Source organism: Agrobacterium sp. 22-221-1 (assembly GCF_053522445.1).
The window spans coordinates 42,977-65,032 of the sequence record NZ_JBNWCL010000011.1; the positions used below are offsets into that span (position 1 = coordinate 42,977).

Annotated in this window: 20 protein-coding genes; 10 read left to right on the top strand and 10 right to left on the bottom strand. The window is 60.0% G+C overall.

Annotation, left to right across the window (positions count from 1 at the left end; translation table 11 throughout):
• Positions 1–8: 8 nt before the first annotated feature.
• Positions 9–848: a glycosyltransferase family 2 protein gene (locus tag ACQZ5N_RS17170; protein WP_448733594.1), complete on the bottom strand. Its 840-nt coding sequence runs from the start codon at positions 846–848 to the stop codon at positions 9–11.
• A gap of 189 nt (positions 849–1,037) precedes the next feature.
• On the opposite strand from ACQZ5N_RS17170, the gene ACQZ5N_RS17175 reads away from it, so the two are divergent.
• Positions 1,038–3,302: a methyl-accepting chemotaxis protein gene (locus tag ACQZ5N_RS17175; RefSeq protein ID WP_425647011.1), complete on the top strand. Its 2,265-nt coding sequence runs from the start codon at positions 1,038–1,040 to the stop codon at positions 3,300–3,302.
• Between the two features lie 132 nt (positions 3,303–3,434).
• Here ACQZ5N_RS17175 and adh read toward each other — a convergent pair whose 3' ends face one another.
• The 3 genes from adh to ACQZ5N_RS17190 form a co-directional block, all read right to left on the bottom strand.
• A complete protein-coding gene (gene adh, locus ACQZ5N_RS17180; protein WP_059757421.1) occupies positions 3,435–4,952 on the bottom strand; it encodes an aldehyde dehydrogenase in 1,518 nt (505 codons plus the stop codon).
• A 173-nt stretch (positions 4,953–5,125) separates the two neighbouring features.
• Positions 5,126–6,085 (bottom strand): helix-turn-helix domain-containing protein, encoded by a 960-nt coding sequence (locus ACQZ5N_RS17185; RefSeq protein ID WP_003522885.1) that lies wholly within the window; start codon positions 6,083–6,085, stop codon positions 5,126–5,128.
• A 105-nt stretch (positions 6,086–6,190) separates the two neighbouring features.
• Positions 6,191–8,275 (bottom strand): putative bifunctional diguanylate cyclase/phosphodiesterase, encoded by a 2,085-nt coding sequence (locus ACQZ5N_RS17190; RefSeq protein WP_448733595.1) that lies wholly within the window; start codon positions 8,273–8,275, stop codon positions 6,191–6,193.
• A gap of 305 nt (positions 8,276–8,580) precedes the next feature.
• Here ACQZ5N_RS17190 and ACQZ5N_RS17195 point away from each other — a divergent pair, with 305 nt between their 5' ends.
• From ACQZ5N_RS17195 to ACQZ5N_RS17215, 5 genes are all read left to right on the top strand, one after another.
• Complete coding sequence (locus ACQZ5N_RS17195) at positions 8,581–9,189, top strand: 50S ribosomal protein L25/general stress protein Ctc (RefSeq protein WP_004430287.1); 609 nt, start codon at positions 8,581–8,583, stop codon at positions 9,187–9,189.
• Between the two features lie 297 nt (positions 9,190–9,486).
• Entirely contained in the window at positions 9,487–11,874 is a 2,388-nt protein-coding gene (locus ACQZ5N_RS17200; RefSeq protein ID WP_448733596.1) for a putative bifunctional diguanylate cyclase/phosphodiesterase, read from the top strand.
• 17 nt (positions 11,875–11,891) lie between these two features.
• Entirely contained in the window at positions 11,892–12,605 is a 714-nt protein-coding gene (locus tag ACQZ5N_RS17205) for a substrate-binding periplasmic protein (protein WP_448733597.1), read from the top strand.
• Between the two features lie 118 nt (positions 12,606–12,723).
• A complete protein-coding gene (pth, locus tag ACQZ5N_RS17210) occupies positions 12,724–13,440 on the top strand; it encodes an aminoacyl-tRNA hydrolase (RefSeq protein WP_448733598.1) in 717 nt (238 codons plus the stop codon).
• Between the two features lie 7 nt (positions 13,441–13,447).
• A complete protein-coding gene (locus ACQZ5N_RS17215) occupies positions 13,448–13,900 on the top strand; it encodes a GNAT family N-acetyltransferase (protein WP_448733599.1) in 453 nt (150 codons plus the stop codon).
• 3 nt (positions 13,901–13,903) lie between these two features.
• Here the strand turns inward: ACQZ5N_RS17215 and clpS are convergent, their stop codons facing one another.
• Positions 13,904–14,215 carry an ATP-dependent Clp protease adapter ClpS gene (clpS, locus tag ACQZ5N_RS17220; protein ID WP_026363868.1) on the bottom strand — a complete coding sequence of 104 codons (312 nt, stop codon included), beginning with the start codon at positions 14,213–14,215 and terminating at the stop codon, positions 13,904–13,906.
• A 241-nt stretch (positions 14,216–14,456) separates the two neighbouring features.
• Here clpS and ychF point away from each other — a divergent pair, with 241 nt between their 5' ends.
• The 3 genes from ychF (at position 14,457) to ACQZ5N_RS17235 (ending at position 16,806) form a co-directional block, all read left to right on the top strand.
• Entirely contained in the window at positions 14,457–15,560 is a 1,104-nt protein-coding gene (ychF, locus tag ACQZ5N_RS17225) for a redox-regulated ATPase YchF (protein WP_035260423.1), read from the top strand.
• 308 nt (positions 15,561–15,868) lie between these two features.
• Positions 15,869–16,342 carry a MaoC family dehydratase gene (locus tag ACQZ5N_RS17230; protein WP_065655710.1) on the top strand — a complete coding sequence of 158 codons (474 nt, stop codon included), beginning with the start codon at positions 15,869–15,871 and terminating at the stop codon, positions 16,340–16,342.
• Positions 16,339–16,806: a MaoC family dehydratase gene (locus tag ACQZ5N_RS17235; protein ID WP_448733600.1), complete on the top strand. Its 468-nt coding sequence runs from the start codon at positions 16,339–16,341 to the stop codon at positions 16,804–16,806. Before ACQZ5N_RS17230 ends, ACQZ5N_RS17235 begins: the two co-directional genes overlap by 4 nt.
• A 43-nt stretch (positions 16,807–16,849) precedes the next feature.
• Here ACQZ5N_RS17235 and ACQZ5N_RS17240 read toward each other — a convergent pair whose 3' ends face one another.
• From ACQZ5N_RS17240 to petA, 5 genes are all read right to left on the bottom strand, one after another.
• A complete protein-coding gene (locus ACQZ5N_RS17240) occupies positions 16,850–17,392 on the bottom strand; it encodes an adenine phosphoribosyltransferase (RefSeq protein ID WP_003494623.1) in 543 nt (180 codons plus the stop codon).
• Between the two features lie 92 nt (positions 17,393–17,484).
• Positions 17,485–17,877: a GFA family protein gene (locus ACQZ5N_RS17245; protein WP_448733601.1), complete on the bottom strand. Its 393-nt coding sequence runs from the start codon at positions 17,875–17,877 to the stop codon at positions 17,485–17,487.
• An 84-nt stretch (positions 17,878–17,961) separates the two neighbouring features.
• On the bottom strand, positions 17,962–18,873 hold the full coding sequence (locus tag ACQZ5N_RS17250) for a cytochrome c1 (protein WP_448733602.1): 912 nt from the start codon (positions 18,871–18,873) through the stop codon (positions 17,962–17,964).
• Positions 18,874–18,895: 22 nt separating this feature from the next.
• On the bottom strand, positions 18,896–20,218 hold the full coding sequence (locus ACQZ5N_RS17255) for a cytochrome b (protein ID WP_142857120.1): 1,323 nt from the start codon (positions 20,216–20,218) through the stop codon (positions 18,896–18,898).
• A 14-nt stretch (positions 20,219–20,232) separates the two neighbouring features.
• A complete protein-coding gene (petA, locus tag ACQZ5N_RS17260; protein ID WP_196379203.1) occupies positions 20,233–20,811 on the bottom strand; it encodes a ubiquinol-cytochrome c reductase iron-sulfur subunit in 579 nt (192 codons plus the stop codon).
• 309 nt (positions 20,812–21,120) lie between these two features.
• Between petA and ACQZ5N_RS17265 the strand changes: the two genes are divergently transcribed.
• Complete coding sequence (locus ACQZ5N_RS17265) at positions 21,121–22,053, top strand: endonuclease/exonuclease/phosphatase family protein (RefSeq protein ID WP_448733603.1); 933 nt, start codon at positions 21,121–21,123, stop codon at positions 22,051–22,053.
• The last annotated feature ends 3 nt before the right edge of the window (positions 22,054–22,056 follow it).

Below are 22,056 nucleotides of genomic sequence, written 5' to 3' on the forward strand. Positions count from 1 at the left end.
CGGTGCGTTCACGGCAATGTCTCCGTTTTGAAAGTTTCAGCCCAGCTTGAGCGCTTGCGCCGGCGCAGCAGCCAGGCGACGCCGATCAGATCGTGGATGCCGACAAGCGCGCGGCCGATATTGGTGTAATGGGAATTTCCGTGCAGCCGCGCCCGGTGCGTGACGTCGACATGGGTAACCTGCCAGCCGTCGCGGTTGAACAGCGCCGGGAAATAGCGGTGGTGATGATCGAAATAGGGCAAGGCGAGATAGGCGTCGCGGCGGAAGGCCTTGAGCCCGCAGCCGGTGTCGCGCGTGCCGTCCTTTAATATCCGCGCCCGAAGCCCGTTGGCGAAGCGGGAGGAAAGACGTTTCCCAAGCGTATCGCGCCGACCGACGCGCTGGCCTGCCACGAGGCCAAGCCGGCTGGGAGCGCTTATGGAGAGAAGCGGCGCGAGAAGAGCCGGCAGATTGTCCGGCGGGTTCTGCCCGTCTCCATCCAGCATGCAGATGACCGGCGCACGCGCCGCCTGCACACCGCTGTGGATCGCCGCAGACTGTCCGCCCTGACGATCATGGCGGACCAGCCGCAGCATCGGGTAACGATCGCCAAGCGCAAGCACCGCATCGACCGTGCCGTCCGAAGATGCGTCGTCCACCACCACGATCTCGAAGGCGCCGACGGGCTGGCAGGCGGCAAAAATCTCCGCCACGAGCGTTTCCACACTCGCTTGCTCATTGTGCATGGGCACGACAACGGCGAAATCCGGCCTCGGTTTCACGCTGGCTCCGTCATATCCGTCCGCATTCAGTCCGCAGACATCATTGATACTGGCGAGAGAAGGAGCGCGGAAAGCTTGCATGAACATGAACAGCCGTTGAACTTCACTCGATATGCGCCCGTTCTATTGCAGTTTTATTACGGGAAACGCGTCAGTGGCGGCCGGCTATTTTTCACGGCATGCGGGAAATAATCGTACAATTCCCAGTGCTTTTAACGCGACCGTAAACAATTTTTGCCACGGTATAGCCACGTTTTTTTGGGGGGAGGAAACAGGATGCCGGGTGTAAATCCGACTGCTGTCAAAGCTAAATCATTGTCGATAAAGGCCAAATTCGCAGCGCTCGTCACGGGCGCGACGCTGGTTTCATGTCTTTCCGTGGGGCTGTTGTCCTACGAGATGGGGAAGTCGGGACTGATCGACGCCAGCGAAATCAGGCTCGAAACGGTTGCAGGCAACCAGTCCAAGCAGCTTGATGCCTATACTTTGCGCGTCGAACAGAGCATTTCCGAGCTGTCGCAGAACGCCGCAGTCGCACAGGCGCTGGAAACGATGACCACCGTCGTGCCGACGGAAAGGGATGCCATCATCCAGGCTTTCCGCCGCGAGGGCGTCTCCGAAGAGGAGCGCGCCTCCTTCAACGGCGAAGGCCTGCGACTGCTTTACGCCATTCGCCACGCCACCATCAACGCCACCATCGCCAGCGTCTGGCGCAACACCCGTGTCAGCGACATCTATGTGATCGACAAGACCGGCCTCATTATTTACACCGTGACCAAGGGGAAGAACTTCCTCACCAGCGTGACGGAACCGCAGAACGCCGCGATCAAGGACCTGTTCGACCGCATCGAAGCCGGTAAGGACGGCGTCGTCAGCACCACCGGCTTCAGCGGCGGCGAAAATGATTCGGCCATGATCGGCATGCCGCTCGCCGTCTCCAACTGGGGCCAGCTCCAGCGCAAGGGCGCCGTCATCATGCGCATCGCCGCCGATCGCATCGGCGCGGTGGTAACGCCCGAGGAAACCGGCAAGACCATCGATGACGCCGTTCTCCTGAGCGCCGACGGCAAACGTCGGGCCGGCGTACTCTCGGGCGGCGCTGATGCTGCCGTTTCCGCAAGCCTCGCCGCCCTTTCCAACGCAAACAACGCCGGAACGCTGATGGCGCAGACACCTGCGGGCAACATCTTCTATGCCTATCGCCCGGTCTCCGTCTTCGGACAGAAACATCTTCTGGCCATCGGCCAGCAGGAAAGCAAGGTTCTCGCCGCCGCCAACGATCTTGCCTTCTGGGCAACGGTTGCGACACTGGCCGTGCTTGCGATCATGACGCTGATCGGCATTTTCGTTTCCGCAAGCCTGACCAAGCCGCTGACTGGCCTTGCGGGGCTGATGGAACGCCTGAACGGCGGTGAAAACAACATCGAGATCAAGGCCGTTTCCCGTGGCGACGAGATCGGCACCATGGCGCGCGCGCTTGAATCCTTCCGTCAGGGCATTCTGGACAAGCAGCGCATGGAAGCCGAATCCCATCGCAAGAGCGAAGAACTGGACGAGGAACGCGCCCAGCGGGAAATGGAAAAGGCAAGAAGCGCGAAAGAACTGGAAGAGGCTGTCGACGCACTCGCCACCGGTCTTGCCAATCTTGCCGCCGGCAGGCTCGATCTCCGCATCGACAAATCCTTCGTGCCGTCGCTCGATCACCTGCGCATCGACTTCAACAACTCCATGGCGGGCCTGGAAGCGACCATCTCCAACATCGGCGAAAGCGCCAATGCCATCCGCTCCGGCTCCGGCGAACTGAAAAGCGCATCGGAAGACCTGTCGCGGCGCACCGAACGTCAGGCCGCAGCCCTTGAGGAAGCGGCAGCGGCACTCGGAGACATGACGCAGGCCGTCAATCTCTCGCTGTCGCGCTGCAATGTCGCCGTCGAGGCGACGGCGGGCACGATGCAGGATGCGCATAAGTCCACGGCTGTCGTGAAAGAAGCGATCGTCGCGATGGAACGTATCGAGACCTCGTCGGCCAAGATCCGCCAGATCATCGACGTCATCGACCAGATCGCCTTCCAGACCAATCTGCTGGCGCTGAATGCCGGTGTGGAAGCCGCGCGCGCCGGAGAAGCCGGCAAGGGCTTTGCCGTTGTGGCGCAGGAAGTTCGCGAGCTTGCCCAAAAATCGGCAGCCGCCGCCCGGGACATCACGACGCTGATCGCCACCTCGGCGGGCGATGTGGAAAGCGGCGTGGCGCTGGTGCTGAAGACGGGTGAAAGCCTCGAGCAGATCCAGAAACGCATCCAGTCGGTCAACGACCAGATCGGCGAGATCGCCACCGCATCGCGCGAACAGTCCGGCCGCCTCAGCGAAATCAACGCCTCCGTCAACGAACTCGACCATGTAACGCAGCAGAATGCGGCCATGGTGGAGGAAACGACGGCGGCCGCCTTCTCGCTATCCAGCGAGGCGGACGGCCTGACCGAACAGGTGGGGCAATTCTCGGTCGGTGGCGCCCGCCAACGGGACCAGCGTTACGCGGCATAAACCGCAACGAAAAAAGGCCGGAGGCAAAACCTCCGGCCTTTCTGTTTGAAGCCGGGCTCCCAGGGGCCGAAGCCCCTGGGAACACGCCGGCGATCTGGCACCACAGCCCCTCGCCGGCTTCCGGGGAGGACCTCAGAAGAAACCGACCTTGTTCGGGCTGTAGGACACGAGCAGGTTCTTGGTCTGCTGGTAATGGTCGAGCATCATCTTGTGGGTCTCGCGACCGATGCCCGACTGCTTGTAACCGCCAAAGGCAGCGCCCGCGGGATAGACGTGATAGCAGTTCGTCCACACGCGGCCCGCTTCGATGCCCCGGCCGGCCCGATAGGCAATGTTGGTATCGCGGCTCCAGACGCCTGCGCCCAGACCGTAAACCGTGTCATTGGCGATTTCGAGCGCCTCTTCCACCGTCTTGAAGGTGGTGACGGAGACAACCGGTCCGAAGATTTCCTCCTGGAAAATCCGCATCTTGTTGTTGCCTTCGAAGACGGTCGGCTGGATATAATAGCCGTCCTTCAGATCGCCCGTGAGCGTCTTGCGGTCGCCGCCGGTCAGAACCCTGGCGCCTTCCTTCTTGCCGATCTCCAGATAGCTCATGATCTTGTCGAACTGTTCCTGCGAGGCCTGCGCGCCCAGCATGGTCGACGGATTGAGCGGATCGTCCTGGCTGATGGCCTGCACCCGCTTGATCGCCTTTTCCATGAAGCGGTCATAGATCGATTCATGGACCAGCGCACGTGACGGGCATGTGCAGACCTCGCCCTGATTGAGCGCGAAGAAGGCGAAACCTTCGAGCGCCTTGTCAAGGAAGGCATCGTCCTCGTTCATCACATCGGCGAAGAAGATGTTCGGCGACTTGCCGCCCAGCTCCAGCGTAATGTTGGTGACGTTATCGGCCGCATAACGCATGATTTCCTTGCCGACCGAGGTGGAGCCGGTAAAGGCGATCTTGGCGATGCGGTTGCTCTGCGCCAAGGGCTTGCCGGCTTCGAGGCCGGTGCCATTGACGATGTTGAGGACGCCGGGCGGCAGCAGGTCTTCGATCAGTTCCATCACGATGAGAATCGAGGCCGGTGTCTGTTCGGCCGGCTTCAGCACCACGCAATTGCCCGCAGCAAGCGCCGGTGCAAGCTTCCACGCGGCCATCAGGATCGGGAAGTTCCAGGGAATGATCTGGCCGACGACGCCGAGCGGCTCATGGAAGTGATAGGCGACGGTATCGTTGTCGATTTCGCCGATCGTGCCTTCCTGGGCGCGGATGCAGCCCGCGAAATAACGGAAATGGTCGATGGCGAGCGGAATATCCGCATTGGTGGTTTCGCGCAGCGGCTTGCCGTTGTCCCATGTTTCGGCACGGGCGATGAGATCGAGATTGTCCTCAATCCGCTGGGCGATCTTGAGCAGGATGTTGGAGCGCTCCGTCACGCTCGTCTTGCCCCATTTGTCGCGGGCCTTGTGGGCGGCATCCAGCGCGAACTCGATGTCGGATGCGTCCGAGCGCGGCACTTCGCAGATCTTGTGGCCGGTGACCGGCGAAAGATTATCCATGTAGCGGCCGGATTTCGGCTCCACCCATTTGCCGCCGATGTAATTGCCGTATTTCAACTTGAAGGGCGCTTCGCCCGCTTTCTGCTGAACCTGAATGTTCATGATTTCATCCTCCCTGATGAAAACGATCCGCAGCGGATCGCATGGGAGGAAGGTGGGCCTAGATGGCGCGGTTCGGTAGAGGGGCGGCGCGGTTCCGCAGCGCACATTGTCTCACATCTGCGACAAAGGCGCCTCGATCCGGCATGATTGGCCGGATCGCACCCGCATACACCTTAATGCACGTCGAATTTCTTCATCTTGCGATGAAGCGTGGCGCGGCTGATGCCGAGCAGCGAAGCGGCCTGCGTGACATTGCCGTTGGTGCGCGACAACACGCGCCGCAGCGCCGAGCGTTCCGCTTCCGCAAGGTCGGAACCGCCATCGTGGCGCTGTTCCTGAAGAACATCGGCGGCGGGTAGACCCTGCGCGATGCGGGCATCGTCCAGCTTCAGTGCAAGGCGTGCGGCACGGGTCGCACCCAGCACGAGATCGTCCTGATCCACGGCCAGCAGCGACAGCGCCGCGCCGAACCCGCTCGGCACAACGACGATGCGCGCACCCGGAAAGGCGCGGCGGAAAAGATTGCCCTCGATGCGCTGCGCCGCATCCTTCACCGCCTGGGTGACGAAGGAGAAAGTCATCTCGTTGATGTCGTCGCGGCAGGTGGAAATATCGAGCGCGCCCGTCACCCGGCCGGTATGATCGCGGATGGGAGCCGTGGTGCAGCAGAGTTCGGTATTCGACGTGAAGAAATGCTGGTCGCGGTAGACCACCACCGAGCGCTCATCCACCAGCGCCGTGCCGATACCGTTGGTGCCCACGCTTTCTTCGCTCCAGACCGCCCCGGACCAGAGGCCAAGCGCCCGGAAATCACGATCATCGCCCGAGGCGCCGCGCCGCTCCAGCGCAACGCCCTGCGCGTCGGTCAAAAGCAGGCAGCAGCCGGATTTGCCGACGCTTTGGAAAATGCGGTCGAGTTCATCCGTGCTTTCGGCAATCAGGCCGGCCGCACTTTCGCGGGCGCGGCGGAATTCATATTCGCTGAGAAAGATCGGCTTGCGGTTTTCCTCCGGTGCAAGATGATGTTTGACCATGCAGCGACGCCAGGAGGCGACAATCGGAGAACTTGCGGCGGCGGAACGATGGCGCGCGGTTTCATACACGCGTTCCGCATGGGCGATGTCTGTCGGCATACGCTCCTCCCAAAGCTTTTCGGCGATGGTGCGCTGGAAGCGGCCATGTTTCAACAAAAAATTTCGCGACCGGCCTTGCCGGGCGCAGCCGCAGGCTGCGTCAGACTATCGGACCGCCTTGAAATAACGCCGGCCGGCGGTCACGTCCGTTTCATCCTCGGCCGAGAGGAACGTATCGTCCACGAGATTGGCGATGGAGGTCAGCGGACCGGGCTTGCCGAAAAAGAAGCCCTGCACCTGCAGGCAGCCTTCACGCCGCAGGAACTCGATATGGGCCTTGGTTTCGACCCCTTCCGCAAGCACCGGAATATTGAGGCTGTGCGCCAGAATGAGCGTCGAGCGAACGATCGCCTCCGACTGCACGTTGGTCGACAGGCCATCGATGAAGGCGCGGTCGATCTTGATCTTGTCAAAGGGGAAGCTCTGCAGCGTCGAAAGCGAGGAATAGCCCGTGCCGTAGTCGTCCATGGCGATCTTGACGCCGAGCGCCTTGAGTTTGCGGATGGTGACGAGCGCGTGGCGATGGTCGGCGATAATGCTGCCTTCGGTGATTTCCAGCTCGAGCCTTTCCGGCGCAAGCCCCGTCTCGGCGAGAATTTTCTCAACCTTGTCGGGGAAATCATTATCCGCAAGCTGCTGCGGCGCGACGTTTACGGCAATGGCGAGCGATTTTTTCCACTGAGCGGCCTGCGCGCAGGCTTCTCTCAGAACCCATTCGCCCAGTTCGACAATAAAGCCGGTTTGTTCGGCGATCGGAATGAATTCGGCCGGGGAGACCATGCCGCGTTCGGGATGGTTCCAGCGCAAAAGCGCTTCGAAACCGACGATGCTGCCGCTCTTGGTGTCGTTCTGCTGCTGGTAATAAAGCTCGAACTCGTTATTGGCGAGGCCGCTGCGCATGGCGACGGCCAGCACGTTGCGCTCACGCGCGGCCTCATCCATGGATTTGTCGTAAAAGCAGATCGTATCCGAAGTACCGCTTTTTGCCCGGTACATGGCGACATCCGCCTGGGCCATCAGCGTATCGGCATCGATGGAGCCGGTATTGCGAACCGATATGCCGACGCTTGCGCCGACCGAAAATGTCTGTCCGTTCCATTCCACCGGCTTGCTGATCTGCTCGATCAATCGCTGGGCGAACTCCGCGCCATCGGCGCGGGTGTAATAGGAATGGGTCATCGCCACGAATTCATCGCCGCCCATGCGCGCCAGAAACTCTCCGGTCTTCAGCACGGAACTCGCGCGGTCGGCGATGGCGCGCAGCACGGCGTCGCCCGCCGCATGGCCATGCACGTCGTTGATTTCCTTGAAACGGTCGAGATCGATGGACAGAAGCGCCGTATGCGCGCCCATCGAGACATGGCGTGTGCGACGATTGAGATGCTCGATGAATGCCGCCCGGTTGGGAATGCCCGTCAGCGGATCGTGCAACGAAAGATGACGATAGCGGGCAACCGCCTGCTGGGTGGACTGGGCATCGATGACATAGGTGGAGAGCCCGAGCGCCAGAAGCAGAAGCGTCACCGCAATGGCGCCTCCGCCCATGATGGCCGGCGGCAGCAGGTTTTCCGGAATGACGATACGCGGGTCGAAGGCGAAGGACATCGACGCCATGCCGGTATAATGCATCGAGGCAATGGCCAGAATAAGAAACGCCACCGCGCTATACTGGCAGAAACGGTTGAGAGGCCGGGCAATGCGATTGACCGCAATGGCGCCCAGCACCGCCCCCAATATCAGCGAGGCGATGACATAAGCCTGATCCCAGAAAAGCATGCCCTGAACATTATAGGCAGCCATGCCCGTGTAATGCATGGCCGCAATGCCAAGACCGAGGACGACGCCACCGGCTTCCACCAGCACGCTGCGCCCGCCATAGGCGGAAATGCCGAAACCGGCAGTCGTCGTGGTAATGGCGATCAAAAGCGACAGCCCGGTCAGATAGGGATCGTATCCGACATCGCCCGCCGCGACATAGCCCAGCATCGCCACGAAATGGGTGGTCCATATCGCCGCCCCACCATTGACGCCCGCCAGAAACAGCCAGTTGACCTTCTGCACGCCCGTCGCCAGACGGGCTTTCGAAAAAAGGCGCATCGAAACGAAACTACCCAGCATGCAGACGAAAACCGCTGCGGCGGTGTATCGATAGTCGTGATCGATGGTGAGGCACTGGAGAACTTTGAACATTGTCATCTACGCAATTGGAATTTTGCGTAGCCTTATCATTCGCCAAGTTTTCACCCGGTTTATGTGCATGGATAAGCATATATTAAAGGTTGCAACAAACGAGTGAATTAGTGATAACTAATAAAATTATAAAGTGGCACCCGTGAAAAACGGGCCGCTCTTGTCTTTATGCCCCGTTTGTATTATAGCGCCCGCACCCGTGTAGACACCCTTGGAGGCAACGCGGGCGGGATGGCCTTTGGCCTCTCCGGTTCAGGCCGCTTCGTTCGGCGTGAACTCTCCATATAACCTCGAAAGGAATTGCCATGAGCAAAGAATCGTATGAGCTCAAGGCCGAGGCGCGCGAACGAGTTGGTAAGGGGTCCTCTCGTGAACTTCGCCGCAACGGTTTGATTCCCGCTGTCATCTATGGTGACAAGCAGGCCCCCATTTCCATCGCCCTGTCGACCAACGAAGTCACCAAGCGTATCCACGCCGGCGGTTTCATGACGACGGTTGCGATCATCGACGTCGACGGCAAGAAGATCAAGGTTCTCCCGAAGGACTACCAGCTTGATCCGGTCCGCGACTTCACCATGCACGTCGACTTCCTGCGTGTTTCGGGCAACACGCTCGTCAACGTCGAAGTTCCGGTTCACTTCGTCAACGAAGAAAAGTCGGACATCAAGATCGGCGGCGTTCTGAACATCGTTCGCCACACGGTGGAATTCCACTGCCCGGCCAACGACATTCCGGAATTCATCACCGTCGATCTCGCTGGTCTGAAGATCGGCGACAACGTTCACATTTCGAATGTGAAGCTGCCGAAGAACATCACGCCGGTTATCGCCGACCGTGACTTCACGATCGCAACGATCGTCGCCCCGGCTGGCGGCGTTGCAGAAGAAACGACCGAAGAAGCTTCCGAGGAATAATCGGCGGCCGCAAGGCCGGACAGCTTTGAACAATGAGGCCCGTTCCGTTTTCGGAACGGGCCTTTTAGTTTTTATGAACTTTAAAACCAGAAAGCTTGCCATCCTCACCTGATACGGAACCCGTTTCAGTGTCGATTAACACTTCCATGAAACGATACCCTCGCGCTGTCGTGGAACACCGGCCGGGCTGAGGAAATGCGTGGGAAAACAGGCTTTTGCCGAAAACCCTCGCAAAACCCTCCGGGCGGACGAAACGGGGCGCAGCAAGTCTGGGGCAAAGGGTAGCTGCAATCGAACATGGCTCATTCCGTCGAAAGTCGCTTTATCGCGATTGTTTCCGGCGCACTTCTTACAGTGGTCGCCCCGCTCTTCACGCTTTTGCTGACGCTCTCCTATCACGAAGCCATTCGCAGCCAGCGTAACCACCTTGAGATTCTGCTGTCGACCAATGCGCAGGCGCTTGCCCGGCCCCTATGGGACCTTGATGACGACACCATAAACCAGATTACCGGCACCCTCATTTCCGACCCCGTGATCAGGATGGTCGAGGTCAGGGATACGTCCGGCCAGCTCGATATCGTCCAGACGGCCGGCAGCGACATCATTCAGGATGCAGCCTCGACGACGCGTGAAGTAACCTACAAGACCACGAAGGGCTCCGTCACCGTCGGGCAACTGACGATCTATTACGACAATGTCAGCCTTCTGACCTCTTTGAGCCGCACCGAACTGGCCTTCATCACGATTTTCATCCTCGCCGTCCTTACCATCGTTCTTGCCGCCATCGCCGGCAACCGCTTCATGGTCATCCGTCCGCTGATGCGGCTCGCAGCCGCCATCGAGGCGACGCGGCGTCTCGGCTCGCGCCACCACGTCGACTGGCGTTCGAAGGACGAAATCGGCCGGCTGGCAAAAAGCTTCAACGAAATGCAGACCCAGCTCGAAAAGGAAGAGCTGGAGATCAAGAATGCGCATGAGCGTAAGACGGAAATCTACAACCGCACGCCCGCCATGCTGTTTTCGCTCGACAGGCACGACCGCATTGCCGCCGTCAGTGACTATTGGGTGCAGGCGACCGGTTACGACCGCACCCGGATACTCGGCCTGAATTTCGCCGATCTCATCCATCCCGATGACCGGCTTCTGTTCCAGCAGCGCAAGACGGCTCATCCCTTGCCCGACGCCTCGCATAGCGGCATTACCGTGCGTTTCCATTGCATGGATGGCAGCGTCATGGATGCGCTCATCCTCGAAAAGGCTCTCGATTCCGGCGATGCGGCCCATCAGAGCACCTGCCTCTGCGTCATGACGGACGTGACCGAACTGCGCCAGTCGGAAAAGCGCAACCGCCAGCAGGCCATTTCCGACCACCTGACCGGCCTTTTCAACCGCCAGGGCTTCGAGGCCATTCTCGACCTGCAAATCCGCGATGCGGACCGCAATGGCAGCGAGCTGGCCTGCCTGTTCATCGACCTCGACCGGTTCAAGGCGATCAACGACAATCTCGGCCATGCCGCGGGCGACGCCGTTCTCAAACAATTCACGCTGAAGCTCGAACCGCTGCTGACGCCGCTGGACAGCGCTTCGCGGCTTGGCGGCGACGAATTCGCCATTCTTCTGGCCGGCGACAAGGTGGAAGAGCGCGCCCTGCAATTCTGCGAGCGCATCTGCGCCATGCTCGACACGCCCTTCGAGATCGAAAGCAACAGCATCCGCCTCAGCGCCAGCATCGGCATGGCGGTCTATCCCCTGCACGCCGCCAGCGCCTCCGAGCTTTTGCAGAATGCCGACATGGCGATGTATACCCGCAAGCGTACGGGCAAGAACGGCTCGCAGGTCTTCGACAGCTCGATCATGGACCGGGCGCGCGAACATGCGGAGCTGGAACGGGATATCGCGCAGGCGCTTTCCGAAGACTGGTTCGAGGCCTATTTCCAGCCGATTCAAAACCTCGCCACCGGCCAGACGGCGGGTTTCGAGGCGCTGCTGCGCCTCAACCACCCGGACAAGGGCCTGCTTTCTCCGGCCGCAATCGTCAGCCTTGCAGAAGAAAACGGCACTATCCACCGCATCGGCAATGTCATTCTCGATCAGTCGATCGCCAATCTCGCCAGGCTGTCGCGCCTGCCGGGCATGGAGCAGACCTATGTGGCGGTGAATTTCTCGCCGTTGCAATTCGAACCGGGATTGCCGACGCGCATTGCCGGCGTTCTGCACCGCCACGGCATTCTTCCCAGACGGCTGGTCATCGAGATCACCGAAGCCGTTATCATGAAGGACGATCCGCAAGTCCGGGCGATCCTCAATGCCATCCACCAGCTCGGCTGCCGCATCGCGCTGGATGATTTCGGCACGGGTTATTCCTCGCTCAGCTATCTCAGCCGTTTTCCGGTCGATATCGTCAAGATCGACCAGTCCTTCACCCGCTCGATCTGCGACGACAGGATGGACATCAGGCAGCGCAACCGCATGCTGGTCGAAGGCATCGCGGCCATCTCGCACAAGATGAACTGCGCCGTCATTGCCGAGGGCGTCGAAACGGAGGAACAGAAGGCGCTTCTGACCGATATAGGCGCGGATTTCGGGCAGGGTTATTTCTTCGCGCGTCCGCAGCCGGTCGAAAGGCTGATCACCTCACTCGATACGGCGTCCGGGCAAAACCGCGCCGCGGCGCGGCAAGCATGAACCGGCAGGGGGCAGCCATGGGATTGATCCGCTCTTGCCTGATCTTTCTTGCGCTCGCCACTCCGGCCAGCGCTGCCAAGCTCTTCCTGACCACCGAGGTCTATCCGCCCTATAATCTGCAGGCCAGCGACGGCAGCGTGCGGGGTGTCTATTTCGACCAGCTCAGAACCGTGCTCGAAGACACCGGCACCAGTTACGAAGTCGCCGTCATGCCCTGGGCGCGGGCCATCGCACTGGCCAGAACGCAGGCCATGCACTGCGTCTTCGCCGCTGCGAGAACGCCGGAGCGGGAAAAGCAGTTCAAATGGGTCACACCGATCCATATCGACCGCAACATTCTCGTGGCGCGCCGCAACGCGAATATCGAAGCCTCCAGCCTTGAGGAAGCCAAGAAATATCGGGTGGGAACCCAGCGTGGAGATTACACCGAAGCGCTTCTGGAGAAGCTCGGTTTCCCGCAGGTGGATGTTGGCGCTGATTTCGAGATCACGCTTCACAAGCTGAAGGCCGGCCGCATCGACCTGATGCCCATGTCTGAAAGCACCTTCAAAAGCCTGCCCGCCGACACGTTCAGGGAAGTGATAACCCTCACCCGGCAACAGCTTGGGCTTGCCTGCAACAAAAGCGTGCCCGACGAGGTCATCGCAAAATTACAGGCCCGGCTGGACAGGCTGATCGCCGATGGAACGCAGCAGCGAATATTCGACCGCTATAATCTCGTCAGCCCATAAGCGGCCGGTTCGGCGTTCCCGCAAAACTCATAAAAAGCAAAACTCATAAAAAGATTGACAGCCGGCGGTTTTCGGGGTGGTGACAACAGCATCATCAGGCAAAACGCGGACATGCCCCATGAAGATCATCGCAGGACTTGGTAATCCCGGCGCGCAATATGCGGTAAACCGTCACAATATCGGCTTCATGGCCGTCGATGCGCTGCAGCGCCTGCCGTCCTTTGCGCCCTGGTCGAAAAAATTCAAGGCGGAGATTTCCGAAGGCGAGATCGGCGGCGAGAAGGTCCTGCTGATGAAGCCGCTGACCTATATGAACCTTTCGGGTGAATCCGTCGGCGAAGCCATGCGCTTCTTCAAGCTTGCGCCGGCAGACATCATCGCCATCCATGACGAACTGGATTTGCCGGCCGGCCGCGCCCGCATCAAGACCGGCGGCGGCCATGGCGGCCATAACGGCCTGAAATCGCTCGACGCCCATTGCGGCAAGGAGTATCGCCGCCTGCGGCTCGGCATCGGCCATCCCGGTGACAAGGAGCGGGTACACGGCCACGTGCTCGGCGATTTCGCCAAGGCAGACCGGGTCTGGCTCGATCCGCTTCTGGACGCCATTGCCGACAATGCCGCCATGCTGGTGAAAGCCGAGGATTCGCAGCTGATGAACAAGCTGGCGCTGGCCACGGGCAGCAAGCCGGAAGCCGAAAAGCCGGCCAAGGCAGCCAAGCCCGCCGCACAGTCCCATATCCATCAGGCACGCAACAGCGCCCAGCCGAAAAAGCTGCCGGAAACCGGCCCGATGGCCGAAATGCTGAAACGCATGTTCAGCAAGAAGGACTAGATCGCGAATGTCTTCGGAGCCCACCGTCCTGCGCGCAGCCGGAGCCGGCGATCTGGCCGGATTGCTTGACCTTTACCGGGCGCTCAATCCGTCCGACCCTGAAATGACGGCAGAAGAAGCGAACACGGCTTTCGCGGCCATGCTCGCCCAGCCGGGCCTGACCGTGTTTCTTGCGACCGAAGGCGAAGACGCGGTCGGCACCGCCACGCTGCAGATCGTTCCGAACCTGACGCGCGCCGCCCGCCCCTATGCCCTTATCGAAAACGTGGTGACGCTGGAAAACCGTCGCGGCCACGGATATGGCCGCGCGGTGGTGCGCCATGCCGTCGAGGCCGCTTTTGCGGCGAACTGCTACAAGGTGATGCTGCTGACCGGCCGGCAGCGTCCGGAGGTTCACGCCTTTTACGAAAGCTGCGGTTTCGTGCAGAACAAGACGGGCTTTCAGATCCGGCAGGATTAACGCTCACTCCTCCGGCTCGGTGGTGAACATCAGCGGAAATCCCGCTTCCTTGCCGAGATCGGTCGCTTCCTTGGCCTTGGTCTCGGCGATATCGCGCTCGCAGACAACGACGACCGCGCTGCCGAAGCGGTGCGCCGTCATCATCACCCGGTGGCCGGTCTCCTCGCTCATGCGGAAGATGGCTTTCAGGACGACGGTGACGAAATCGCGCGGCGTATAGTCGTCATTCAGCAGAATGACCTTGTAGAGCTTCGGCCGCTCCAGCTTCGGTTTGACTTTCGGTTTCGGCTTGAGATCGACAGGACTGTCACTCATCATGGTCGCTCGTGCCTGTCGCTCATCGCGGTTGTTCATGGGAAAACCCCGTTGATGACGAAAGATCGATCGCTTGACCGGCTTATATTGCGCCGCAACCGCAGCATCGGCAACCCTGCCCGAAATTCCGCACCATTAAAGGTGCTTTGCCCGCACAAATCGGCCCGCGGGCTTGACCTTGCCCTGCCCTTTCCGCAAAAGGCTCCTCAACGAATTCTTTTAAACGGACAGGTTTCAAGCCATGGGCTTCAAATGCGGTATCGTTGGATTGCCAAATGTCGGCAAGTCCACTCTCTTCAACGCGCTAACGAAAACGGCAGCGGCGCAGGCGGCCAACTATCCCTTCTGCACCATCGAGCCGAACACCGGCGAAGTGGCGGTTCCGGATGCGCGCATGAAAATCCTCGCCGACATTGCCGGCTCGAAGGAAATCATCCCCACCCGCATCTCCTTCGTGGATATTGCCGGCCTGGTGCGCGGCGCATCGAAGGGCGAAGGCCTCGGCAACCAGTTCCTCGCCAATATCCGCGAAGTGGACGCCGTGGTTCACGTTCTGCGCTGCTTCGAAGATGACGACATCACCCACGTCGAAGGCCGCATCAACCCCGTGGCCGATGCCGAAACCATCGAGACCGAGCTGATGCTTTCCGATCTCGAAAGCCTTGAGCGCCGCACGGAACAGACCCGCAAGCGAGCCACCGGCAAGGACAAGGAATCGCTGGCGCAGCTGCCGCTGATGGAAGCCTCGCTGAAGCTTCTGAACGAAGGCAAGCCGGTCCGCACCCTGCTCTCCACGCTGGATGCCGAGGAACTGCGCATCCTTCAGGGCCTCAACCTCCTGACCGCGCATCCGGTCCTTTACGTCTGCAACGTCGCCGAAAGCGACGCCGTCGACGGCAACGAACATACCAAGGCCGTTGCCGAAATGGCGAAGGCCCAGGGTGCGGAATCCGTCGTCATCTCCGCGGCGATCGAATCCGAAGTCGCGCAGCTTCCCGATGAAGAGGCTAAGGAATTCCTCTCCGCCCTCGGCCTCGAGGAAGCAGGCCTCGACCGCCTGATCCGCGCCGGCTACAAGCTGCTCGATCTCATCACCTATTTCACCGTCGGACCGAAGGAATGCCGCGCCTGGACCATCGAGCGCGGCACCAAGGCTCCGCAGGCCGCCGGCGTCATCCACTCCGATTTCGAACGCGGCTTCATCCGCGCCAACACCATCGCTTACAACGACTATGTCGCCTTCAAGGGCGAAGTCGGCGCGAAGGAAGCTGGCAAGGCTCGCGACGAAGGCAAGGAATATGTGGTTCAGGACGGCGACGTCATCCACTTCCGCTTCAATACCTGATCCGGCCTTTGGCGACTTCGATAAGGTCCGCCAAGAAGGATAACCGAACATTGCGGCACGGTTTCTTCTCCCCCGCCAGGGAGAAGGTGGCCCGAAGGGTCGGATGAGGGGGCAAGCTCTCCGAATATCTCTACCCTCGCCCCCTCATCCCGCTGCCGCGACCTTCTCCCCCTCGGGGAGAAGGCGAAACGCGCGCCCACTCGCTCCAAACTACCTCCCCAAGAACCGGCCTCCCCGATTTGACCTTTACGTAAAGGGAAAAATCATTTTAGATGCCGCCGATATTGACTGTGCGAAGGGAGGAAACCATGACGCCGGTCGCGACATATGCCTATGAGGATTTTTCCGTCGGTCGGGAATTTCCTTTGGGCCCGCAATCGATTTCCGCAGAGCAGATCATCGCCTTCGCCAGCGAATTCGACCCACAGCCGATGCATCTTTCCGAAGAGGCTGGCCGCCAGAGCATTCTCGGCGGGCTGGCGGCTTCCGGCTGGCACACCTGCAGCCTGCTGATGCGGATGATGGCGGACAGCTACATCTCGAACTCGACCTCGCAGGGCAGCCCCGGCATCGATTTCGTCGACTGGAAAAAGCCGGTTCTGGCAGGCGATACGCTTGTCGGAAAATCCATCGTGCTGGAACAGCGGCCCTCCGCCTCGCGCCCCGGCATCGGCCTCGTGAAATTACGCCACGAGCTTTATAACCAGCGCGGCGTTCTGGTATCGCACGGCGAAAACACCGTGATGTTCCTGATGCGCGGCAATGGAGGCGTTGCAGCATGAAACTGGCAGAACTTTCTCCCATCGGCGAACGCGTCACCCTCGATACGCTGCATTTTTCCGCCGAAGACATCATCCGTTTTGCCCGCGATTTCGATCCGCAGCCCTTTCATCTCGACGCGGAAGCCGCAAAGAACAGCGTTTTCGGCGCTCTCTGCGCTTCCGGCTGGCACACGGGCGCAGGCTGGATGAAATGCTTCCTCTCTCACTGGGCCAAAGAGGTGAAAAGATTGAAGCTACAGGGCCTTGAGCCGCCCAAACTCGGCCCCTCCCCCGGCTTTCGCGAACTCAAATGGAAAAAACCGGTCTTCGCCGGAGACGATGTCACCTATTTCGTGACCCTGCTCGAGACCCGAGCGCTGGAATCCAGAGCCGGCGTCTGGCTGAACACCACATTTAACGAGGGCCTCAACCAGTCGGGAGAAACAGTGATGACCTTCCAGAGCGGGGTTCTGGAATTCGAATAGAAAAGCGTCGGGGCAATAGCGTCACCATTGCCCCGTTACCATCTCAGTGGCCGGAAAACTCCACCAGCGTCCGCACCTCGACGCCAAGGTCTTCCAGCTTCTTGCGACCACCGAGATCGGGCAGGTCGATAACGAAACAGGCGGAAACGATCTCCGCACCCATCTGCCGCAAAAGCTTGACCGCACCTTCGGCAGTGCCGCCGGTCGCAATCAGGTCGTCGACCAGAATAACCTTTTCGCCCGGCTGGACTGCATCCACATGCATTTCCATTTCGTCGACGCCGTATTCAAGGCTGTAGGCGACACGGACGGTGGTGTGCGGCAGCTTGCCCTTCTTGCGGATCGGCACGAAACCGGCCGATAGCTGATGCGCCACCGCACCGCCCAGAATGAAGCCGCGTGCTTCCATGCCGGCGATTTTGTCGATCTTCGTTCCGGCATAGGGTTGCACGAGTTCGTCCACGGCACGGCGAAAAGCGCGGGGGTTACCGAGCAGCGTCGTGATGTCCCGGAAGATGATGCCCGGCTTCGGATAGTCGGGAATGGAACGGATGGCAGCGGAAAGCTCCGAAGCGATAACGGTCATGGTATTTCCAGTTGAGATAAGGGAAATGGATCAGAAGGTTCGGACCACCCTATCAACTTGACGGCGGCGGACCAACTAAAAAGGGCCGGCGCTCATTCCGCCGGCGACATTCCCTCGATCCGCGCCCAGGCCGGGCAGACATCCTCGAAGGAATGCGACAGGGGCCGCAGCGCCTCGTCGTCCCTGTCATCGAAACTTCCCGAGACCAGCGCAACCGTCGGCGCGTCGTCGATGGCGCCAAGCGTGCTGCCGCAGATCGGGCAGAAAGCCCGACTGGAATAATCGGAGGATCGGAAAGTCGAAGGCGCGCCGCCCTCTCCCGTCCATGTCACCGCATCCTTCTCGAACTCCACCCAGGCAAGGCTGGGCGCACCGGAATGCCGCTGGCAGATATCGCAGGAGCAAGTGTGCGGATTGCCGGGCTCGCCCTTCGCTTCAAAGCGGATGGAGCCGCACAGGCAGCCGCCGTTACGAATTGTCGTCATTTCCACCATCCCTCTCGACACATGAAAAGGCCCCCACGGAAGACCGTAGAGGCCAATGACTGACAGGCATCTTCTCGAAGCCGATCAATGTTCCTTGTTGGCGTAGACCGATTTCTTGGTGAGATAGATCAGCGCCGTGAAGATGAACAGGAACACCATGACCATGAAGCCGGTGCGCTTGCGCTCTTCCAGATGCGGTTCTGCCGCCCACATCAGGAACGCAGCAACGTCCTTGGAATATTGGTCCACGGTCTGCGGCGCGCCGTCGTCATAGGTTACCTGATCGGCACTGATCGGCGGCGCCATCTTCAGCGCGACTGCGCTGACGAAATACGGGTTGAAATGTGTGCCTTCCGGCACCTTGTAATCCGAACCGTCCGTGTTTTTGATGCCGGCTGGCGGCTCCTGATAACCCGTCAACAGCGCATGAATATAATCCGGGCCGCCTTCCTGATAACCGCCGACAATCGGGATCATGTCGATGATGAATTGCGGAAAGCCGCGTTCTACGCCACGCGCCTTGGCGAGCAGCGACATATCCGGCGGTGCTGCACCACCGTTGGCGGCCGCAGCCGCTTCGTGGTTAGGGAATGGCGAGGGGAAATGATCAGAAGGCGCGGCCTTGCGATTGTACATTTCACCATCGGCGTTCGGCCCGTCCTGTACTTCATATTCGGCGGAGAAAGCCTTCACCTGCTCTTCCGAATAACCGAGATCCTCCAGCGTGCGGAAAGAGACAAGGTTCATCGAATGGCAGGCGGAGCAGACTTCCTTGTAAACCTTCAGGCCGCGCTGCAGCTGGCCCTTGTCATATTTGCCGAAGGGCCCTGCGAAAGACCAGCTCTGCTCCTCCGGCTTGATGATCGGAAAGTGATTGCCGGCAATCGCATGCGTGGCCTGGCCGGCGAGATCGTGGCTTTCTTCCGCCGCCGAAGCGACGGCGACGGAACAGCCGATGGCGGTGATAAACGCGATGCTCGTTACAAGCTTCTTCATTGTCGTCATCCTTCCTTCGCGCTCAGACTTCGGCAGCCGCAGATGCGGCACCCGTCTTGGCGGCGTTCTTTTCGAGAACGGCCTCGGTAATCGAATTCGGAATACGCCGGGGCGTTTCGACCAGACCGAGGATCGGCATGATGACGAGGAAGAAACCGAAATAATAAAGCGTGCCGAGCTGCGAATAGCCGACATAATTGCCTTTCAGATCGCCGGTGAGCAGGCCGATCAGGCCAGTTCCTTCCGCCGGGCGCGAACCCAGCCAGCCGAGCATGATGGCATTGACCACGAACAGCCAGAAGAACATCTTGTACCAGGGACGATAGACGGCGGAACGCACCTTCGACGTATCGAGCCAGGGCAGGAAGAACAGCACGACGATCGCGCCGAACATCACGAGAACGCCACCGAGCTTGGAATCGATGATCCAGATGTTGAAGTCGATGGCGCGCAGCATGGCGTAGAACGGCAGGAAGTACCATTCAGGAACGATATGCGCCGGCGTCGACAGAGGATTGGCCATGATGTAGTTGTCGGGGTGGCCAAGGAAGTTCGGCATGTAGAACACGAACCAGGCGTAACCGATCAGGAACACGGAAACACCGAGCGCATCCTTCAGCGTCGCATAGGGTGTGAAGGGAACCGTGTCGGTCTTGCTCTTCACTTCAACGCCGGTCGGGTTGGTCTGGCCGGTCACATGCAGCGCCCAGATGTGCAGGATCACGACGCCTGCGATCATGAAGGGCAGCAGATAGTGAAGCGCGAAGAAGCGGTTCAGCGTCGGCTGGTCCACGGCAAAGCCGCCGAGCAGAAACTGCTGGATCCACTCACCGATGGCGGGGAACGCCGTGAAGAAGCCGGTGATAACGGTTGCACCCCAGAAGGACATCTGGCCCCAGGGCAGAACGTAGCCCATGAAGCCCGTCGCCATCATCAGCAGGAAGATCACGCAGCCGAGAATCCAGAGGATTTCGCGCGGCGCCTTGTAGGAGCCGTAATAAAGGCCGCGGGCGATGTGCAGGTAAACCGCGATGAAGAAGAACGACGCACCGTTGGCATGCATGTAGCGCAGCAGCCAGCCATGGTTGACGTCGCGCATGATCTTTTCGACGGAATTGAAGGCGACCGTCGTTTCGGCCGCATAATGCATGGCCAGCACGACGCCGGTGAGGATTTGCACCAGCAGCATGACGGAAAGCATCGCGCCGAAGGTGTAGGCGTAGTTCAGGTTACGCGGGACAGGATAGGCAACGAAGCTGTCATAGATCATGCGCGGCAAGGGAAGCCGCGAATCGATCCACCTTTCGATGCCGGTGGACGGCTGATAACTGGAATGACCACTCATGAATATCTGTCCCCTTATCCGATCTTGATCACGGTATCGGATGTGAATGCAAATGTCGGGATGGCGAGGTTCTGCGGCGCCGGACCCTTACGTATGCGGCCCGCCGTATCGTAGTGCGAGCCATGGCAGGGACAGAACCACCCGCCGAAATCGCCGGCCTGGCCGAGCGGAATGCAACCGAGATGGGTACAGGAACCGACCATGACGATCCAGTTTTCCTTGCCCTCGCCGGCGGAGCGGTCGATATCCGTCGCCTGCGCGTCGGCGGCGATGTTGGCATTGCGCGCCACGGGATCCTTCAGATCGCCGAGAGCGACGGCCTTGGCTTCCTCGATTTCCTTCTCCGTGCGGTTGCGGATGAAAATCGGCTTGCCGCGCCACTTCACGGTAAGCGACATGCCCGGCTCGACCGCCGCGACATCCACCTCGATGGAGGCGAGCGCCAGCGTCGATGCATCGGGACGCATCTGGTCGATAAAGGGCCATGCAACTGCGGCGGCACCGACAGCGCCCGCCATTCCCGTCACTAGGTAAAGAAAATCGCGACGGGTCGGTTCACCCGAAGCGTCGTGATTGGTTACGTGCTCGCTCACCGCTACACCATCCTCTGCGCTGTTTTTGCCGTAAATCGCATGAGTCCTCCCGCTATGATTTGATCCAAGACAAACTCCGTCCCATCGTCCTGGTCATTCTCGCGGCATTTGAGAAACCGCGTCATGTGTTTGATCGCAAAATATTGACTGACTTGGCAAGAGCAAAGCACACAAAGCTGCCGTAATTCTGCCGGAGGGGGCCGATTTGGCTCGCATTTTTTCGCCGTCCTTGGCAGGCGGGCAACATTGTGCGCATCCATGCACCATGTTAGGAGACTTCAAGGGAGAGCGCGGAAAGCAGGGATTCGGATGACGGCGAAGCTCTCTTGCATGGTCTCCACGGCGGTGGCTGCCGTTCTTTTTGTCGCCAGCCTGCGTTATGTGACGGATTTCTGGCTTCTCGCCTTCGTCACCAGTTTCCAGCTGCACATCGCCATCGTCTGTATCCTGCTGTCATGCCTCGTTTTCTGGCTGACGCGCGACGCGGTTTCGGCGCTCCTCGTCGTCTGGTCGCTTGCGCTCGCCATCCATGCCATTGCCATGCTTCTGGAATTTTCCACATCCGCCAATCCGGCGCCGGGCGCCAAACCCTTCCGGCTGCTGTCCTTCAACGTGCTGATGGACAATGCCGCCAATGCGGATGCAATTGCCGACACGATTCTCGAATCGGGCGCGGATGCCGTTTATCTCTTCGAGGCGGCGGCGCTGAAATCGGCCCTGCCGCGTCTGCAGCAAACCTATCCGCACAGGCTTGGCTGTTACACCGGAACGCCCGGATGCGATCTGGTCATCCTGTCCAAAAGACCGTTGCTGGAAGCCCGTTTCCACAGCCTCAGCGATCTTCGCCGGGATCGGTTTGCCATAGCCCATATCGATCTCGACGGCACGGAACTGACGCTCGCCGCCGGGCATATCACCAAGCCCTATTTCGACGATTATCATCGCGACGAACTCGATGAAGTGAGTGAAATTCTCTTTCGCGTCACCGGGCCGCTCATTCTGGCCGGAGATTTCAATTCGGCCGGCATCGCCCCTGACATGCGCGCTTTCCTCGCCGCCAACGATCTGAAGAAAGCGACCTTCGAACCCGCCACATGGCCGACGGAGGCCGGCCGCTTCGGCATCGCCATCGACCACATCTTCGCCCGCGAACCGGCGACGCTGATGAAAACCACCCGCCTGCCCGACAGCCTCGGTTCCAATCATTACGGCCTGATGGCGGATTTCATGATCGGGAAATAGCCG

Bases quoted from the DNA above. Each gene is read 5' to 3' on its own strand.
- ACQZ5N_RS17170 (WP_448733594.1), bottom strand. From the start codon at position 848: ATGTTCATGCAAGCTTTCCGCGCTCCTTCTCTCGCCAGTATCAATGAT.
- ACQZ5N_RS17175 (WP_425647011.1), top strand. From the start codon at position 1,038: ATGCCGGGTGTAAATCCGACTGCTGTCAAAGCTAAATCATTGTCGATA.
- adh (WP_059757421.1), bottom strand. From the start codon at position 4,952: ATGAACATTCAGGTTCAGCAGAAAGCGGGCGAAGCGCCCTTCAAGTTG.
- ACQZ5N_RS17185 (WP_003522885.1), bottom strand. From the start codon at position 6,085: ATGCCGACAGACATCGCCCATGCGGAACGCGTGTATGAAACCGCGCGC.
- ACQZ5N_RS17190 (WP_448733595.1), bottom strand. From the start codon at position 8,275: ATGTTCAAAGTTCTCCAGTGCCTCACCATCGATCACGACTATCGATAC.
- ACQZ5N_RS17195 (WP_004430287.1), top strand. From the start codon at position 8,581: ATGAGCAAAGAATCGTATGAGCTCAAGGCCGAGGCGCGCGAACGAGTT.
- ACQZ5N_RS17200 (WP_448733596.1), top strand. From the start codon at position 9,487: ATGGCTCATTCCGTCGAAAGTCGCTTTATCGCGATTGTTTCCGGCGCA.
- ACQZ5N_RS17205 (WP_448733597.1), top strand. From the start codon at position 11,892: ATGGGATTGATCCGCTCTTGCCTGATCTTTCTTGCGCTCGCCACTCCG.
- pth (WP_448733598.1), top strand. From the start codon at position 12,724: ATGAAGATCATCGCAGGACTTGGTAATCCCGGCGCGCAATATGCGGTA.
- ACQZ5N_RS17215 (WP_448733599.1), top strand. From the start codon at position 13,448: ATGTCTTCGGAGCCCACCGTCCTGCGCGCAGCCGGAGCCGGCGATCTG.
- clpS (WP_026363868.1), bottom strand. From the start codon at position 14,215: ATGAGTGACAGTCCTGTCGATCTCAAGCCGAAACCGAAAGTCAAACCG.
- ychF (WP_035260423.1), top strand. From the start codon at position 14,457: ATGGGCTTCAAATGCGGTATCGTTGGATTGCCAAATGTCGGCAAGTCC.
- ACQZ5N_RS17230 (WP_065655710.1), top strand. From the start codon at position 15,869: ATGACGCCGGTCGCGACATATGCCTATGAGGATTTTTCCGTCGGTCGG.
- ACQZ5N_RS17235 (WP_448733600.1), top strand. From the start codon at position 16,339: ATGAAACTGGCAGAACTTTCTCCCATCGGCGAACGCGTCACCCTCGAT.
- ACQZ5N_RS17240 (WP_003494623.1), bottom strand. From the start codon at position 17,392: ATGACCGTTATCGCTTCGGAGCTTTCCGCTGCCATCCGTTCCATTCCC.
- ACQZ5N_RS17245 (WP_448733601.1), bottom strand. From the start codon at position 17,877: ATGACGACAATTCGTAACGGCGGCTGCCTGTGCGGCTCCATCCGCTTT.
- ACQZ5N_RS17250 (WP_448733602.1), bottom strand. From the start codon at position 18,873: ATGAAGAAGCTTGTAACGAGCATCGCGTTTATCACCGCCATCGGCTGT.
- ACQZ5N_RS17255 (WP_142857120.1), bottom strand. From the start codon at position 20,218: ATGAGTGGTCATTCCAGTTATCAGCCGTCCACCGGCATCGAAAGGTGG.
- ACQZ5N_RS17265 (WP_448733603.1), top strand. From the start codon at position 21,121: ATGACGGCGAAGCTCTCTTGCATGGTCTCCACGGCGGTGGCTGCCGTT.